The sequence below is a fragment of the Rheinheimera sp. genome (genome assembly GCF_965283995.1).
In the GTDB taxonomy this organism is placed as follows: Bacteria; Pseudomonadota; Gammaproteobacteria; order Enterobacterales; family Alteromonadaceae; genus Pararheinheimera.
On sequence record NZ_CBDIQG010000001.1, the window covers coordinates 2,746,814 to 2,762,595 of the forward strand.

The window sequence follows — 15,782 nt, forward strand, 5'->3', positions numbered from 1 at the left end:
TAAGAGCTTGGGTTGAATGTCCCGGACCCTGCCGCAGGGTCTGAGTGGCTGGACGGCTATTATTCTGCATGTGCTCCGACCAGGGGCTTGTACGTTAAATGACCTTTGTGACAATTTCAATAAAGGCTTATTAAGTTTTTCAGAAAACATTACAGCAACTGTAAAGTAACCTGACACTTTTTTAAGCTAAGCTGTTGATCTGAGAACAGGAAAATTTTGAAAAATTTATTTACACTGCTCAGCAGATTTTTAACGCAGGTATTTTAAATCTTAGTTTTTATCAATAGCTTGTACTGGTGCAACTGCGACAGGAGAAAGGACAGATGATGGCAGTCCGCGGGTTGATGCTAGGGATCATGTTGCTGGCACACCAGGTTGCAGCAGCGGAACAATCGGCTGAATCATCGGCTGAACATTCGGCCAATCAAGCGGCTGCCAGTCCCTGTGCCAGAGTGCAACACCGGCCCTGTGTGGCGCTGGTGCTTGGCGGCGGCGGCGCACGGGGCGGCGCCCATCTGGCGGTATTACGCCAACTCGAAGCGCAGCAAATCCCGGTGGATTTAATTGTCGGCACCAGCATCGGCGCTTTTGTCGGTGGCTTGTATGCGCAGGGTAAAACGCCGGCCGAGATTGAAAAACTGTTGTTAGAACTGCCGTGGAGTGATGGTTTTCGTGACCGGGTGGAGCGGGATGAAGTGCCGGCGCGGCGCAAAGACCAACGCGATCAATTTCCGATCAACCTGGATTTAGGCGTTGGCCCGGAAGGTTTGCGTGTGCCCAAAGGCGTGCTGCATGGTCAGGCGATGGCGGGATTGTTGCAGCGCGCGTACGGCCTGGTGCCGGAGCTCAGCAGTTTTGATCAGCTGGCCGTGCCGTTTCGTGCCGTTGCCACTGATTTAACCAATCGTGAAGCTGTGGTGCTGAGTCATGGCAATTTGCTGCATGCGGTCCAGGCGTCGATGTCCATTCCAGGTGTGGTGCGGCCGATGATGTTGCAAAATCACCTGCTGGTCGATGGTGGCGTGGCTAACAATTTGCCGATCAGTGTGGCCAAGGCTTTAGGGGCCCAGCACGTCATTGCGGTGTCGATTGACTCGCCATTGCTGGCTGGCAACGAGTTAAACAGTGCGATGGCGATCACTGAGCAACTGACCAACTTTCTGGTGGCAGAAGCGGTCAGCCGGCAGCTGGCACTATTGGGGCCCGCTGATGTGCTGATCCAGCCGCAGCTGAAAACTGTGGGTACGCTGGATTTTGATAAAATGCCGCAGGCCATCGCAGCCGGGCAGGTTGCTGTCACGGCGGCCCGTACCGCGCTTGGACGCCTCAGCCAGCCGGCCTTGTATGCGGCATGGCAACATCAGCGTGTGACCAAGCCACAGCAGATCGAACTGACAGGCGTGGCGCTGGAAAATCATACCGCGCTCGATGACCAGTTGCTGTTGCAGCGCTTAAATCTGCCATTGCAGCAACCGGTGTCGTTACAAACTTTGCAGCAAGGTGTCCGGCGTATTTATGGTCTCGATATGCTGGAGCGTGTCAGCAGCACGTTGCAGCAAGATGCTGAAGGCAAACAACGGCTTTTATTAAAAGCAGAAGCTAAAAGCTGGGGACCTGCTTATCTGAACTTCCGGTTTGCGCTGGAAGACGATTTTGAAAATACCCATAACTATCAGCTGGCCGCGTCCTATCTGTGGACCGGCTTATCGGCCTATGGCGCTGAACTGCAAAATGTCGTGGCGTTGGGTACCGATAAGCAGCTGGCCAGCACTTTGTACTGGCCACTTGGATTGTCCGGTTTTTACAGCGAGCTGCAGATAGAGCAAAGCCGCACTGTATTTAGTCTGGAAGATGATGCCGGGCGCTCCGGCGGTGAATTAAATCAGCGTGAGCTGACTTTACGCGCCGCATTGGGCTGGGAACCGATCGACCCGTTGCAGATCTCGGTTGGATTACAGCGTCGGGACGGGCGTTTCCGTCTGCCCGCTGTGCTGGCGCAACAACTGCCGTTTGATCGTCTGCCATATTTACGCCGCGGCACCAATATGCAACTGAGTTACGACACGCTGAACAGTCGCAGTTTCCCCAGTCGTGGTGTGCGGGTTGACGCCAACTGGCAGCACCTGAATGATGACTACCTGTCCGTGCGCAGTCAAAGCCAGTCGTATGGTTTACAGGCGCAGGCGGCGCGCCAGTGGCAGTCGCATATTTTGCGCGGCCGGCTGCGGTTTGACCGGGTCGATGGTCCGAATAATCTGGTTGAGCTCGATCAGTTTTCGCTGGGCGGTTTGCTGAACCTGTCGGGTTATCCGAAGAACTTTTTGTTCGGCTCCGAAATTCAGTTTGCCAGCCTGGTCTATCAGTATCAGTGGCCAGAGTCCCGCCTCAGCCTGTTTAAAGCGCCATTTTATCTGGGAACGTCGCTGGAGCGGGGGCTGGTGCGGCAGTCGCGGTTCAGCGCAGTGCGCGATGTGCAGGTCGATGACTGGATTTGGGCCGGTAGTATTTTTGCCGGCTGGGACAGCCCATTTGGGCCGCTGTACCTGGGTTATGGTCAGGCTGACTCGACAGCAGCCGATCAGCCATACCGGTTTTATCTGTCATTAGGGCAAACCTTCTAACCTGAGGAGTGAAAAGAGTGACAGACGGCAAATCAACACAGGACGTGATCCTGGCTATAGATCAGGGAACGTCGTCCAGCCGCGCCATGTTATTTGACCGCAATGGCGTGGTGCGGGCGCAAGCCCAGCAGGAACTGGCCTGTGATTATCCGCAAAGTGGCTGGGTTGAGCAGGATGCCGAAGCACTGTGGCTATCGGTGCTGACCGTGTGTCGCGAAGTGCTGGCCAAGGCCGACAGCTTGCAGCTGAAAGTCTGTGGCATTGGCATCACCAATCAACGCGAAACAACCTTGTTATGGCGGCGTGACAGTGGGGAGGTGGTGGCACCGGCGATTGTCTGGCAAGACCGGCGCACACTGCAATATTGCCAGCTGCTGCAACAACGTGGCCATCAGGCCTGGGTGAGCAGCCGCACCGGTTTGTGTCTGGATCCGTATTTTTCCGCCTCCAAGCTGAACTGGTTATTGCAGGATCCGGCGCTGCGTCTGGCGGCAGAGCAAGGGGAGCTGGCGTTTGGCACTGTTGACAGTTTTATCCTGTGGCGGCTGACGCGTGGTCGTATTCATGCCACTGATACCACCAATGCCAGCCGCACTTTGTTGTTTGGCATTCAGCAGTTGCAATGGGACGCTGAATTACTCGAGCTATTTGACATCCCCGCGCAAATTCTGCCACAGGTCCGGCAAAGCGCCGACGACTATGGCTGCACTGACGCACACTGGTTTGGCCGCGAGTTGCCGATTGTGGCCTTGGCTGGCGATCAGCAGGCCGCAGCGATCGGTCAGGGCTGCGTGCGGGCTGGCGGTTTAAAAAGTACTTATGGCACCGGCTGTTTTGCGCTGTTGAATACCGGTGAACATTTATTGCAGTCCAAACATCAGCTGCTCAGCACTGTGGCCTGTACCGTGCAGGGCCAGACCCAATATGCACTGGAAGGCTCGATTTTTGTCGCCGGCGCCGCAGTGAAATGGCTGCGTGATCAACTCGGCCTGATCGCCGATGCGGCAGAAACGGAAACGCTGGCGGCCAGTCTGACTGACAATGGCGGTGTTTATCTGGTGCCCGCTTTCACCGGTCTTGGCGCACCGTATTGGCGGCCAGAGCTGAAAGCACAGTGGTCCGGCTTAACACTCGGTACCGGCAAAGCCCAGCTGGCCCGTGCGGTGTTGGAAGCCGTGGCGTACCAGACCGCTGATTTATTACAGGCAATGCGTGCCGATGGTGCTGCTTTGTTAAGCCTGCAGGTGGATGGTGGCATGGTCAACAACAGCTGGTTCTGTCAGTTTCTGGCAAACGTGTTAGATATCAATGTGATGCGACCCTTACAGACCGAAACCACCGCGTTTGGTGTGGCCTTATTGGGCGGTATTCAGCTTGGCTGGTATGCCGATCTGGATGCATTGCCGGATTTGGTGCGGGCTGAATCCTGGTTTTATCCGAATTTAAGCGCCGGTCAACGGGCAGAATTACTGGCGGGCTGGCAGCGTGCTGTGGCCTGTTTACTTGCGACAGAGACACACTGATGTTATTGAAATATCTGCAAAATGTGCAGCAAGGTAAAGCGGTTAATTATCAGAAATTATTGGCGCTGCTGCCGCCGGCGTATTATCAGCGCCGCACTGAGCTGTTTAAAGTCAAAGCCAGTGGCGCCGGCAAGTGGCAGGTCAGTATTGCCGATGCCGCGTTATTTCAGGCCCTGCTGCAAAGTGCCGGAGCGCCCGTTGATCGGGTGACGGCCAGCCTGCAGGGCGACTCACACCGGGTGCAGACTTCACATTGTTACCTGCTGCTGTATCACCAAGCCTGTACCGGCCCAAGACCGGATCTGGTGCTGGCGGCCGGCAGCGCGGCAGGCGACGGATTAGCACAACTGAGCCTTGGCTTCGCGCCAAAACCAACCTTGTTACTGATTGAAAACGAAGAGAACTTCTTCCGTTATCCGCAAGTGCTGGCACTTTGCAGCAGGATGCTGGCGCAGTCTTTCGCGTTGACCAGCTGTGATGTCGCGCTCGCGGCTGGTTCCCGGATCGGTTCTGCGTTGTTAAGCCCTTTGCTGGAGCAATATCAGCAGATTTATTGTGCTTTTGATTTTGATAGCGCCGGCCTTGAAGTATTTGACCATTTGCGCAAACGTTATGGCAGCAAAGTGCAATTTGTCGTCGCGCCGGACTTAACAGCCTGGCTGGATGGATTTCGCGCTGAACCGAAAAATCAGGCCCAGTTACAACGGGCGGTTGAGCTGGCCGATCAGCATCAGCTGTATGGCCTGGCGCAGGCGTTTTTGCAGCGCAAACGTTTTTTGGAGCAGGAAGTGTTATTGGCGCAGGACTGAATGTCAGACAGCATCCATCAGCCAGCTGGAACCGCTTAAAACGGTGTCAATAACGTGCGCATCACCGGTTTTAACGCAATCAAAATGGTGTCACGGTCCAGCTGCGGATTCAGCACCCGGCGGATCATCAGGCCGCCAAACAGCGCAAATATCACGCTGACCCGGCTGTCGAGCTCCTCGTCCGACAGGTCACGCACCAGGCTACCTTCACGGCACAGCAGTTGTTTCATCAGCCGGCGCGCTTCAACGTCGGTGGCCTGCAGTGACAGCGCCACTTTGTCGTTACGCGCCGCTTCCGAAATCATTTCCAGCTTTAACGCGGCTTTTTCTACGTCCAGATGTTTGTCGACGCCGTCTTCACAGCCATCGAGCATCACGTCCAGCAGCGGCCCTTCTGCCTGCATAAAGCCGTTAAACACCGAAAACATCTCTTCCATATCACGCTGGATAATGGCGTCGATGATGGCGTCTTTGCTGTCGAAATAGTTGTAGATATGACCCGGGCTCATGCCGGCGGTTTTGGAGATCTCGGCCATGCCGGCACCATGATAACCGCGGCGGCGGAAGCAATCTGAAGCTGCGTCCAAAACCTGCAACCGCCGGCTTTGCGCCAGCATGGGATCTTGCCGCCTGGTTTTTGTATTCATTTTGCTTCCTCCGCTTATAGGGTTACTGCGCCAGAACCGCTGTAGTGCTGCTTTGCCAGCCACCGCCGAGCGCTTTGTACAAGCCGAGTTGGGCTTGTTGATAGCTCAGACGGGCACTGGTCAGCTGTTGCCGCGCACTATACCAGCTGCGCTCGGCATCCAGCAGCTGCAAATAGCTGTCGGCCCCGGCGTCAAACCGCGCCTGACTGAGCTGCTTGCTGCGAAAACTGCTCTGTTCCAGCGTGTGCAGCGCACTTAACTGTGCCTGATAACCGGCTTTGTCAGCCAGCTGGTCAGACACATCGCGAAATGCCTGCAGGATCTTCTGCTGATAAGTTTCGAGCGCGATAGTACGGTCTGTTTCGGCCAGCTGCAAGTTAGCCTGGGTGCGGCCCATATTAAAAATCGGCAGGCTGATATTTGGCACGAAGCTCCAGCTGCCACTACCACCGGCAAACAACCCACTGAGTTCATTGGATGCGGTCCCGGCATTTGCGGTCAGGCTGATCGACGGGAAAAACGCCGCCCGCGCCACACCGATATTGGCGTTGGCCGCTTTGAGCTGATGTTCAGCCTGCTGAATATCCGGCCTTTGTGTCAGTAGCAGCGACGGGCTGCCTGCCGCGAGCTCCGGCAGCGTCAGCTGGTCTTGTGCTGTTGGCAATAGACTACTCAGGTCGGCATCCGGCTGGCCCAGTAATAACTGCAGTGCGTTCAGGTCGCGTTGTAACAGCCGCTGATACCGCGCCATATCGGCCTGACTGGTTGCCAGCAGGCTTTGCTGCTGGCTCAGCGTCAGTTCTGATGCCGCGCCCAGCGCGACTTTACGCTCGGTCAGCTGCAGGCTCTGCTGGTAACTGGCGGCGCTATGTTGTGCCAGCGTCAGCAATTGCAGATTGCTGGCATAGCTGTACCAGCTGCCGGCCACTTCAGACAACAGACTGACAGTCGCGGCCTGCTGCGCCGCTTCACTGGCAAACAGTTGCTGCAGTGCCTGTTCGGATTGATTCCGCACTTTGCCGAACAGATCCAACTCCCAGCTGCTGCCGACGGTCACGCTGGCCTGCTGTTGGATTGATGCGCTGCCACTTTGGTTCAGATCTGCCGGCAACCGCTGCCGGCTTTGACTGGCTGACAAGTCCAGCGCCGGATACCGGTTGCTGTCGGTGATTTGATACAACGACCGCACGCGTTCGACATTCAGCACGGCCAGACGTAGATCCTGGTTTTGCGCCAGCGCCTGCGTGAGCAGCTGCTGCAGCCGCGGATCCTGAAAAAATGTCTGCCAGGTCGGTACGGCGGTGTGCTGAGTTCCGAGCGGCGCTTGCGCATACTGCGTCGGCACTGCTGCAGATGTTTGCGGTAGCTCCGGAGCCAGAGAGCAACCAGTCAGCAACGCCAACACCAAAAGACTAAGCGCAGACAGCCTGATATCGGTCGTGTGGATCGAGCAGACGCGCTGACGTTGGTTCTGATTCAATAACATAACGAACTCCTTAACCCCGGGTATCAGCGGCAGGTTTGGCCGGGAACACCCGGCGCACCAACACAAAAAACAGCGGAACAAACACCACAGCCAGAATACTGGAAGCTAAAGTGCCACCAATTACCGAAATGCCGAGCGCGTTTTGCGCGCCAGAGCCTGCGCTTGAAGCAATCGCCAGTGGCAAGACACCACAAATAAAAGCCATCGACGTCATCAGGATCGGCCGCAGCCGTAACCGCACAGCTTCAATCGCCGCGTCGACCAGCCCCAGGCCTTGTTCCATCCGGGCGATGGCAAATTCGACGATCAGGATGGCGTTTTTCGACGCCAGACCAATAGTGGTCAATAGCCCGACCTGCAGGTAGATGTCGTTGGACAGCTGGCCGACCAGCGCAGCCAATGCCGCACCAAATACGCCAAGCGGCACAATCATCATCACGGCGGCAGGAACTGACCAGCTCTCATACAGCGCAGCCAGACAGAGGAATACCACCAGCAACGACAGCGCATACAGCAGCGGCGCCTGGCCACCACTTAACCGTTCCTGATAAGAAATACCGGTCCATTCAAAGCCAACACCTGGTGGCAGCTGTTTCACCAGCTGTTCCATTTCAGCCATCGCCTGACCCGTGCTGTAACCCGGTGCCGCCGCGCCCTGAATTTCCATCGCGGAGAAGCCGTTGTAGCGCTCCAGCCGCGGCGAGCCGTAGCTCCAGTGGCTGCTGGCAAAGGCGGCGAATGGCACCATGTCACCTTTGGCATTGCGGACATACCATTTATTCAGATCTTCCGGCGCCATCCGGCTGTCGGCTGCACCTTGCAGAAAGACTTTTTTCACCCGGCCACGGTCAATAAAATCATTGACGTAGCTGCTGCCCCAGGCGGTAGCAAGCGTGCTGTTGATGTCAGCCTGACTGATCCCCAGCGCTTCGGCTTTGGCCAAATCAATGTCGAGTTTCAGCTCTGGGGTATCTTCCTGGCCATTGGGCCGTACGCCAGCCAGTACCGGACTTTTGGCGGCCATGCCGAGCAACATATTGCGTGCCTGCAGCAGCTGGTCGTGACCAAGGCCTGCTCTGTCCTGCAGATAGATGTTAAAGCCATTGGCAGTGCCGAGCTCTACCACCGCTGGCGGCGGGAAGGCAAACACAAATGCCTCTTTAATGGTCGAGAAATAGCCCATGGCTTTGCCAGCGACGGCGCCGACGGATAAATCCGGTCTTTGCCGCTCATCCCAGTGTTTCAGGTTCACAAAGCCGATAGCCGCATTTTGGCCGGAGCCGGCAAAACTAAAACCTGCCACAGTGAAAATCGATTTGACCGCCTCCTGTTGATCGACAAGGAAGTGTTGCTCCATTTTTTCGACGACACCCAGCGTTTGCTCTGTGGTGCTGCCAGCTGGCAACACGACCTGATTAAACAAAATGCCCTGGTCTTCGTCCGGTAAAAACGCCGAAGGTAACTGGCTGAAGATATAGATCAGGCCGCCAAAAATCAGGCCGTACACCAGCAGGTATCTTTTGCTTTGCGCAATCATTTTGGCGACAAAACTTTGCGTGCCCTGATTGGTTTTATCAAAACCACGGTTAAAGCCGCCGAAGAACCGGCCGGCCAGCGAGCCCGGCTGATGCACATGGCTGGGTTTTAACAAAGTGGCGCACAGCGCCGGCGTCAATACCAGGGCGACCAGCACCGACAAGGCCATGGCGGACACCAGCGTGATAGAAAACTGCCGGTAGATGACGCCGGTTGAACCACCAAAAAATGCCATCGGCACAAAAACCGCCGACAGCACCATGGCGATACCGACCAGTGCGCCTTTGATTTCATCCATCGATTTGCGGGTTGCTTCCAGCGCTGACAGTTTTTCTTCAGTCATCACGCGCTCAACGTTTTCCACTACGACAATGGCATCGTCGACCAGCAAACCAATCGCCAGCACCATGGCAAACATCGTCAGTGTGTTAATCGAATAGCCAAAGGCGTACAGGATGGCAAAGGTACCGAGCAACACCACAGGCACCGCAATAGTCGGGATCAGCGTGGCGCGGAAATTCTGTAAAAACAGATACATCACTAAGAACACCAGCACTATGGCTTCAATCAGTGTGTGTACCACTTTTTCAATCGACAGCGAGACAAAAGGCGTGGTGTCGTAAGGCACCACCGCTTTGAGGCCAGCCGGGAAAAATGGCGTTAAATCGGCCAGCGCCTGTTTGACGCCGTCGGCGGTATTCAGTGCATTGGCGCCACTCGCCAGTTTAATGCCGATGCCTGAGGCCGGTTTGCCATTGTAGCGGGCGACCACATTGTAGGTTTCACCGCCAAGCTCGACGTTCGCGACATCACTGAGCCGTACCACGCTGCCATCGGCAGCGCTTTTCAGCAAAATATTGCGGAACTGTTCCGGCGTTTGCAGCCGGCTTTGTGCCGTCACGGTTGCATTGAGCTGCTGGCCTTGCATCGCCGGTAAACCGCCAATCTGACCTGCCGACACCTGGGCGTTTTGCGCCACAATGGCTGCACTGACATCGGCTGGCGTCAGGTTGAAATTCTGCAGCTTGGCCGGATCCAGCCAGATCCGCATCGCATATTGCGAACCGAATAATTGGACTTCGCCGACACCTTCGACACGCGAGATAATGTCCTGCACATTCGATGCGACATAATCGCCGATGTCGATGTTGGTCATGCTACCGTCTTCGGAAACAAAACCGACCACCATCAGAAAGTTACGGGCTGATTTTGCCACGGTGACGCCCTGGCGCTGCACTTCCTGCGGCAACAATGGTGTTGCCAGTGCCAGTTTGTTTTGTACCTGGACCTGCGCAATATCCGGATCGGTTTCGGCGTTAAACGTCAGTGTCAGTGTGACCTGACCGCTGGACTCCGAGGTGGACGACATATACATCAGGCCGTCCAGCCCTTTCATTTTCTGTTCAATCACTTGCGTGACGGTATCTTCCAGCGTGCGGGCGGATGCACCCGGATAACTGGCGCTGACACTAATGGCCGGCGGCGCAATCGATGGATACTGGGCGACCGGCAGGGCACGGATCGCCAGCACACCGGCCAGCATCACCATGATCGCCAGCGCCCAGGCAAAAATCGGTCTGTTAATAAAGAAATGCGACATCAGGAACCTCGCTTAACGGGCTGCGGCCGGTGCTGCTGGAGCAGAACCTTTGCTGGCCGTGGCTGCAGAAGAAGAAACTGCAGAAGAAGAGACTGCAGTGGAGGTTGACGGTATTGCCTGCACCACAGCGCCGGGCCGGATTTTTTGCAGACCTTCAACAATCAGCTGATCGCCCGCCTGTAAGCCGGCGGTGACTAACCAATTGCTGCCGACAGTACGGTTGGTTTGCAGCACGCGCGGCTCCACTTTGCCGTCTTTGCCCACGATCAGCGCCGTGGCTTCACCTTTGGCATTGCGGCTGACGCCGCGTTGCGGCACCAGCATGGCGTTCGCTTGCTGACCTTCCTGCACCGTGGCGCGGACATACATACCCGGCAGCAGCAGCTGGTCCGGATTCGGGAAGCTGGCGCGCAACGTGACAGAGCCGGTATCCGGATTGACCGTCACTTCAGCGAATTGCAGGGTGCCTTTGTGGGGATAGACGGAACCGTCTTCCAGTTTCAGGCTGACTTCGGTCTGGCTGGTCGCGGCGCCGATTGCGCCTTTCGCCAGTGCTTGCTTCAGCGCCAGCAGTTCGCTGCTGGACTGTGTCAGGTCGACAAACACCGGGTCTAATTGCGTGACCGTGGCCAGTGCCTGGCTTTGGCCGCTACTGACTAAAGCGCCAGTGGTCACCGTCGATTTACCGATCTGGCCGGCAATAGGTGCCAGCACTTTGCTGTAATTCAGATTGATTTGTGCTGTGCTGACCTGGGCTTTGGCGCTTTGTAAATCGGCTTTGGCCTGTAAAAAAGTGGCTTCGGCTTCATCAAAATCCTGCCGGCTGACCGCTTTGATTTTCAGCAGCTCGCGATAACGTTCGGCTTTGGCCTGCGTGCTGGCGATATTGGCTTTGGCCCTGGCTTCGGCCGCTTGCGCGCTTAACAATGCAGCAGTAAAAGGTGCCGGATCGATTTGATACAAAGTGGCGCCGGCTTCAACCCGGCTGCCTTCAGTGAAATGCCGCGCCAACACGATACCGCTGACTTGGGGCCGGATCTCTGCGATCTGTGCGGCCTGAACCCGGCCCGGTAATTCGCGGCTTAAGGTTACGTCCTGCGGTTGCAGGGTAACGACACCCACTTGTGGGGCGCCAGGGCCAGCGCCTTGTGCCGCAGGGGCTTGCTGGCCACAGGCAGTTAAGAACAACGCGCTGGCAAGCAGGGTGAAAGTGCTTTGCAGCAGCGGAAGGTGACGACGATTAGGCTGCATCAGAAAGATCTCCAAATTAGAGTGAACGTTCATTCTAATTAAGGTCGGTGAAAAAATCAACGGGGAGCATTGTCAGGATTGGGTAAAGGTTGCGCTGATTTTTGTTGGTGGACTGTCAGATTGGCGACTATGACTGCTAAATGCTGTTTGTTTATCCAGTATTTATTTTGCTACAGTAAGACAAGTTTTTTCTGAACGGACCTGCTGATGCCTGCGCCTGTTGTATTGCCACCGGATTATTATCTGCAGCATTTCGCTGAGTTTCTGGCGCGCGTGGAAGCGCAATATGCTGGCTTATTGGGGCCGGCGGAGCAGCAATTTATTGGCGAATATCGCGCTTTGTCGCCGGACGCCCGGCGCTTGTGGCTGCGAATGCTCAGCCGCAAAGGCATCGTGTTTGCGCTTTCGGATCTGCAGTATGACGAAATCAGCGATCAGCCCGCCGCTGCCGCGCTGTTGCTGCAAAGCGGTTTTGCCGCGCGGCCGGAACAAGAGGCTGATCTCGCCAACTGGTTACTGAAAGCCAATAAACAACAGCTGTGGGATTTGCTGCAGCTGGGGCTGCAACAAGGCCAACTGCCGCAATTACCGAAAAAATCCGCTGACAAAGCCACCTTGCAACAAGCCGTGACCGACGCCGCGTTATTGCAGCCCGCATGGCTGGCGCAAAGCGGCGACTGGCTGGCGCTGCGCCGGACCGACGCCTTGCAGTATTTATTGTTTTTATTTTTTGGCCGGATTGAAACCGATTTGTCCGCCTTTACGCTGCGGGATTTAGGCGTGGTGGCGACCGGTGGCCTGCGCGCTGAAGCCCAGGCTGGTGCCGCACCGGCGGGAGCAGCGGATCGCAGTGAACCACTGTATCAGGCGCGCTTTCTGGATGTGCCGACCGCGCAGGCTGCATATGCCTATGCCCGGTTAAAAGCAGGTTTACGCGAGGCGCTGCCACGGAAAAACAGTGTGCTGAGCCCTGAGCAATTACAGCAATGGCAGGCGCAGTCAGCACAATGGCCGGAACCGCTGGATGAGCGCACTGAACTGGCGCGGGAGAAACTTTGTGAAGCTTTAGGCCGTCAAGCGGAGCGGCTGGGGCAAGTCGGTACCGCTATTCACTGGTATCTGGCCGGCGGTGGCTATCCGGCGTCGGAACGTCTGATGCGGCTGTATCACAAGCTTGGGCGGCGCGACGAACTCGAGGCCTTGCTGGCACAAATGCAAACTGAACCTTGTTGCGACGAAGAATATTATCTGGCGCTGGATTTCAGCCGCCGTGTATTCAAGCAAAGCCGTATCACCGAAACCACCCATCTGCTGCAGCAAGCGGCCGTTTTGCCGCTGGATGAACTCTGGGCCAACGCGCCCGAGCAAGGCGCCTTGTTTTATTACCGGCAGCAGGGTTATCAGGCTGAACATCTGGAAAACAACCTGTGGCTGGCTTTGTTTGGCTTGCTGCTGTGGCCGCAGTTATTCGAAGCGCCTGACAGCAGTATCTATAACGAATTTGAACGCCGGCCGCGTGATTTAACCACGCCGCTGTTTTATCAGCGCCATGGCGCAGCGATTGAGGCGCAGCTGATGCTGCTGAACGACAAAGCTGCCGCTTGCCGTTATCTGCTGGCGCAAAGCACCCGGCATTATGGCAAACAGAACGCAATTTTCAGCTGGTATCCGGAATTGACGCGACCACTGCTGGCGCTGGTGCAGGGCGCGCCAACTGGTGCTTTGGCCGCGGTCTTACGCAAGATGGCGTTGGATTTTCGCCGGCATAGCAGTGGCTATCCGGACTTAATGCTATGGCGTGATGGCTCTGGAAACGGCAACAGCGATGGCGCTGGCCAGGTGCAGGACCTGCAGTTTATTGAAATCAAAGCGCCGGGCGACAGTGTACGGCGTAATCAGTTAAGCCGGCTTTATAGCCTGCGCGATCAGGGCTTTTCGTTGCGGTTGGAGCGGGTGCAGTGGGTGCTGGACCCGGCGCGGATCTATGCCGTGATCGACGTCGAAACCACCGGCGGCACTGCCGGAACCGACCGGGTGACCGAAATTGGCCTGGTCAAGCTGCAATATGGCCGCGAAATTGCGCGCTATTCAACGCTGATTAACCCACAGCGGCGCATTCCGCCTTTTATCAGTAAGCTCACCGGCATCACCGATAGTATGGTGGCTACAGCGCCAGAGTTCAGTGACATCGCCGCTGAGCTTTGGCAGCTGCTGCAAGGCTGTATTTTTGTTGCGCACAATGTGCGCTTTGATTATGGTTTTATCCGCGCCGAATTGGCCCGCTGCGGTTATGCGCTTCAGTTACCGCAGCTGTGTACCGTGGTAGAAAGCCGGCGCTATTTCCCTGGCTTAACCTCTTATAGCCTCGGCAATCTGACGGCGCATTTTGGCATAAAGCTGACGCAACACCATCGCGCTTTGGCCGATGCTGCCGCAACGGCCGAATTGTTATTGCTGATTAATCAGCAAAGAGCCGCCAGTGCGCCGGCCATGGCTACATCAGAGGAACATGCCACCGGACGCTTCGATACGCTGGGCGGTGATCCAGCCGGCGTCGTCGCTGAGTAATAACCGCATTACGGCACCGATATCATCCGGCTGACCGACGCGGCCGAGTGCAGTGTTGGCTGCCAAGTATTGGTTAATCGCCTGATTGTCCCGCACGGCGCCGCCACCAAAATCGGTTTCGATAGCCCCTGGTGCCAGCACATTGACGCGGATGCCACGCGGCGCCAGTTCTTTCGCCAGATACAATGTCATGGTTTCCACTGCGCCTTTCATCATCGCATAAGCACTGTAACCCGGGATGGCAAAGCGAGTCAGTCCGGTCGACAAATGCAGAATGCGGGCGTTATCGGACAACAGCGGTAACAGCTGCTGGGTGAGGAAATACGGCCCTTTGACATGGATATTCAGCAGCTGATCAAACTGCGCCATGCTGGTCTCGGTAAAAGGCGTATGGATGCCGATGCCGGCGTTATGGATCAGCGCGCCCAGTGTGCGGCCATTCCAGCGCGACTGCAGGGTTTCGCTGAGCCGGCGGACAAAATCGGGCAGCGTGTGCGGAGCCGCCAAGTCCAGTTGCAGCGCCACGGCACGCTGGCCCAGCTCCCGTGCCTGCTCGGCAACCTGTTCAGCTTCCAATGCATTGTGCTGATAAGTCAGGATCAAATCAAAGCCAGCCTGTGCCAGTTTTAATGCCCCATTTTTACCAAGACCGCGGCTGGCGCCGGTAATTAAAACGATTTTATTGCTCATCTGTTGCTCCTTCAGGTGGGCGAAAGTGCCACCGACAGCTGCAGTGTATTGATAAGCAAATCACCAATAAATATACTAAAAATGCTTAAACTATTCGCTATATGAGGATAATCAGCGTGCAGGATTTGCTACTGGCTTACCGGGTCTTTGCCCGCACTGCTGAACTGAAAAGTTTTCATCTGGCGGCGGAAAGTCTGGGCCTGTCGAATACCTATGTCTCGACACTGGTGCGTCAGCTCGAAACTCAGCTGGGCTGCCGGTTGCTGGCACGCACTACCCGCAGAGTGCAGCTGACCAGTGACGGCCAGTTGTTTTATCCGCGATGTGTGGAGCTGCTGGCGGAGCTGGATCAGCTGAATCAGCTTTTTGTGCCGCAACAAGGCGAACTGAGTGGAAAACTGCGGATTGATCTGCCGACCGGGATCGCTCGGTTACTGATACTCCCGGCGTTGCCGGCGGCACTGGCCGCGCAGCCAAAGTTACAACTGGATATCAGCTGCACCGATCGCAAAGTGGATTTGGTCGCCGAAGGTTTTGATTTAGTGCTGCGCATCGGCAGTGTTGACAGTGAAGGGCTGGTGGCGAAACAGCTTGGTGTCGCTCCGCTGACACTGGCGGCCAGTCCGGCCTATCTGGCACAGTTTGGTACGCCGTTGCAGCTGGCGGATTTGGCTGGTCACCAGCAGGTGCATTATGTCCGCCATTTTGGCGCACAGGACCCGGGATTGGCCTATTTACAGCACGAGCGGCTGCAGTATTTTGCTTTACCGGGCGCAGTGACGGTCAATCATACCGACAGTTACGAGACTGCGTGCCTGCAAGGCCTCGGTCTGATCCAGGCGCCCAGATTTGGTTTGCAGCATTACTTTGCCAGCGGGGTGCTGGTCGAAGTGTTGCCAGGGCTGCCGCAACCGGCGATGCCGGTCTGGCTGTTGTATCCACACCGGCGCCATCTGACGCCACGTTTGCACTGGGCTTTGCAGTGGCTGCAGAATTTAATCACGCCTTTGCTACAGCAACCTTGACGGCAAGCCATTGACGGCACAGGCTT

The 15,782-nt window shown here is 56.3% G+C and carries 10 protein-coding genes; 5 read left to right on the plus strand and 5 right to left on the minus strand.

All coding sequences use genetic code 11. The annotated features are described in order from the left end of the window. The first annotated feature begins 323 nt into the window (after positions 1 to 323). Genes ACQ66Q_RS12270 through ACQ66Q_RS12280 form a run of 3 tightly spaced genes read left to right on the plus strand, consistent with a single transcriptional unit; the run spans position 324 to position 4,953 of the window. The gene (locus tag ACQ66Q_RS12270) at positions 324 to 2,621 is read left to right on the plus strand and encodes a patatin-like phospholipase family protein (RefSeq protein WP_430457070.1); all 2,298 of its coding nucleotides are present in this window, start codon (positions 324 to 326) and stop codon (positions 2,619 to 2,621) included. A gap of 17 nt (positions 2,622 to 2,638) precedes the next feature. Continuing rightward, positions 2,639 to 4,144, plus strand: a complete 1,506-nt coding sequence (gene glpK, locus ACQ66Q_RS12275; protein ID WP_430457071.1) for a glycerol kinase GlpK — start codon at positions 2,639 to 2,641, stop codon at positions 4,142 to 4,144. Further along, a complete protein-coding gene (locus ACQ66Q_RS12280) occupies positions 4,144 to 4,953 on the plus strand; it encodes a hypothetical protein (RefSeq protein ID WP_430457072.1) in 810 nt (269 codons plus the stop codon). The genes glpK and ACQ66Q_RS12280 overlap by 1 nt, the downstream gene beginning before the upstream one ends. 35 nt (positions 4,954 to 4,988) lie before the next feature. Here the strand turns inward: ACQ66Q_RS12280 and ACQ66Q_RS12285 are convergent, their stop codons facing one another. The 4 genes from ACQ66Q_RS12285 to ACQ66Q_RS12300 are packed head-to-tail and all read right to left on the minus strand — an operon-like array spanning position 4,989 to position 11,473. Beyond that, positions 4,989 to 5,600 (minus strand): TetR/AcrR family transcriptional regulator, encoded by a 612-nt coding sequence (locus ACQ66Q_RS12285; protein ID WP_430457073.1) that lies wholly within the window; start codon positions 5,598 to 5,600, stop codon positions 4,989 to 4,991. Between the two features lie 22 nt (positions 5,601 to 5,622). Then, the gene (locus tag ACQ66Q_RS12290; protein WP_430457074.1) at positions 5,623 to 7,086 is read right to left on the minus strand and encodes an efflux transporter outer membrane subunit; all 1,464 of its coding nucleotides are present in this window, start codon (positions 7,084 to 7,086) and stop codon (positions 5,623 to 5,625) included. 10 nt (positions 7,087 to 7,096) lie between these two features. Continuing rightward, positions 7,097 to 10,222, minus strand: a complete 3,126-nt coding sequence (locus tag ACQ66Q_RS12295) for an efflux RND transporter permease subunit (RefSeq protein WP_430457075.1) — start codon at positions 10,220 to 10,222, stop codon at positions 7,097 to 7,099. Positions 10,223 to 10,234: 12 nt separating this feature from the next. Then, entirely contained in the window at positions 10,235 to 11,473 is a 1,239-nt protein-coding gene (locus ACQ66Q_RS12300) for an efflux RND transporter periplasmic adaptor subunit (protein ID WP_430457076.1), read from the minus strand. 207 nt (positions 11,474 to 11,680) lie between these two features. Here ACQ66Q_RS12300 and ACQ66Q_RS12305 point away from each other — a divergent pair, with 207 nt between their 5' ends. Beyond that, entirely contained in the window at positions 11,681 to 14,041 is a 2,361-nt protein-coding gene (locus ACQ66Q_RS12305) for an exonuclease domain-containing protein (RefSeq protein ID WP_430457077.1), read from the plus strand. Here the strand turns inward: ACQ66Q_RS12305 and ACQ66Q_RS12310 are convergent. Further along, a complete protein-coding gene (locus ACQ66Q_RS12310; RefSeq protein ID WP_430457078.1) occupies positions 13,973 to 14,731 on the minus strand; it encodes an SDR family NAD(P)-dependent oxidoreductase in 759 nt (252 codons plus the stop codon). The genes ACQ66Q_RS12305 and ACQ66Q_RS12310 overlap by 69 nt on opposite strands. Positions 14,732 to 14,847: 116 nt before the next feature. Here ACQ66Q_RS12310 and ACQ66Q_RS12315 point away from each other — a divergent pair, with 116 nt between their 5' ends. Beyond that, positions 14,848 to 15,756 carry a LysR family transcriptional regulator gene (locus ACQ66Q_RS12315; RefSeq protein WP_430457079.1) on the plus strand — a complete coding sequence of 303 codons (909 nt, stop codon included), beginning with the start codon at positions 14,848 to 14,850 and terminating at the stop codon, positions 15,754 to 15,756. The last annotated feature ends 26 nt before the right edge of the window (positions 15,757 to 15,782 follow it).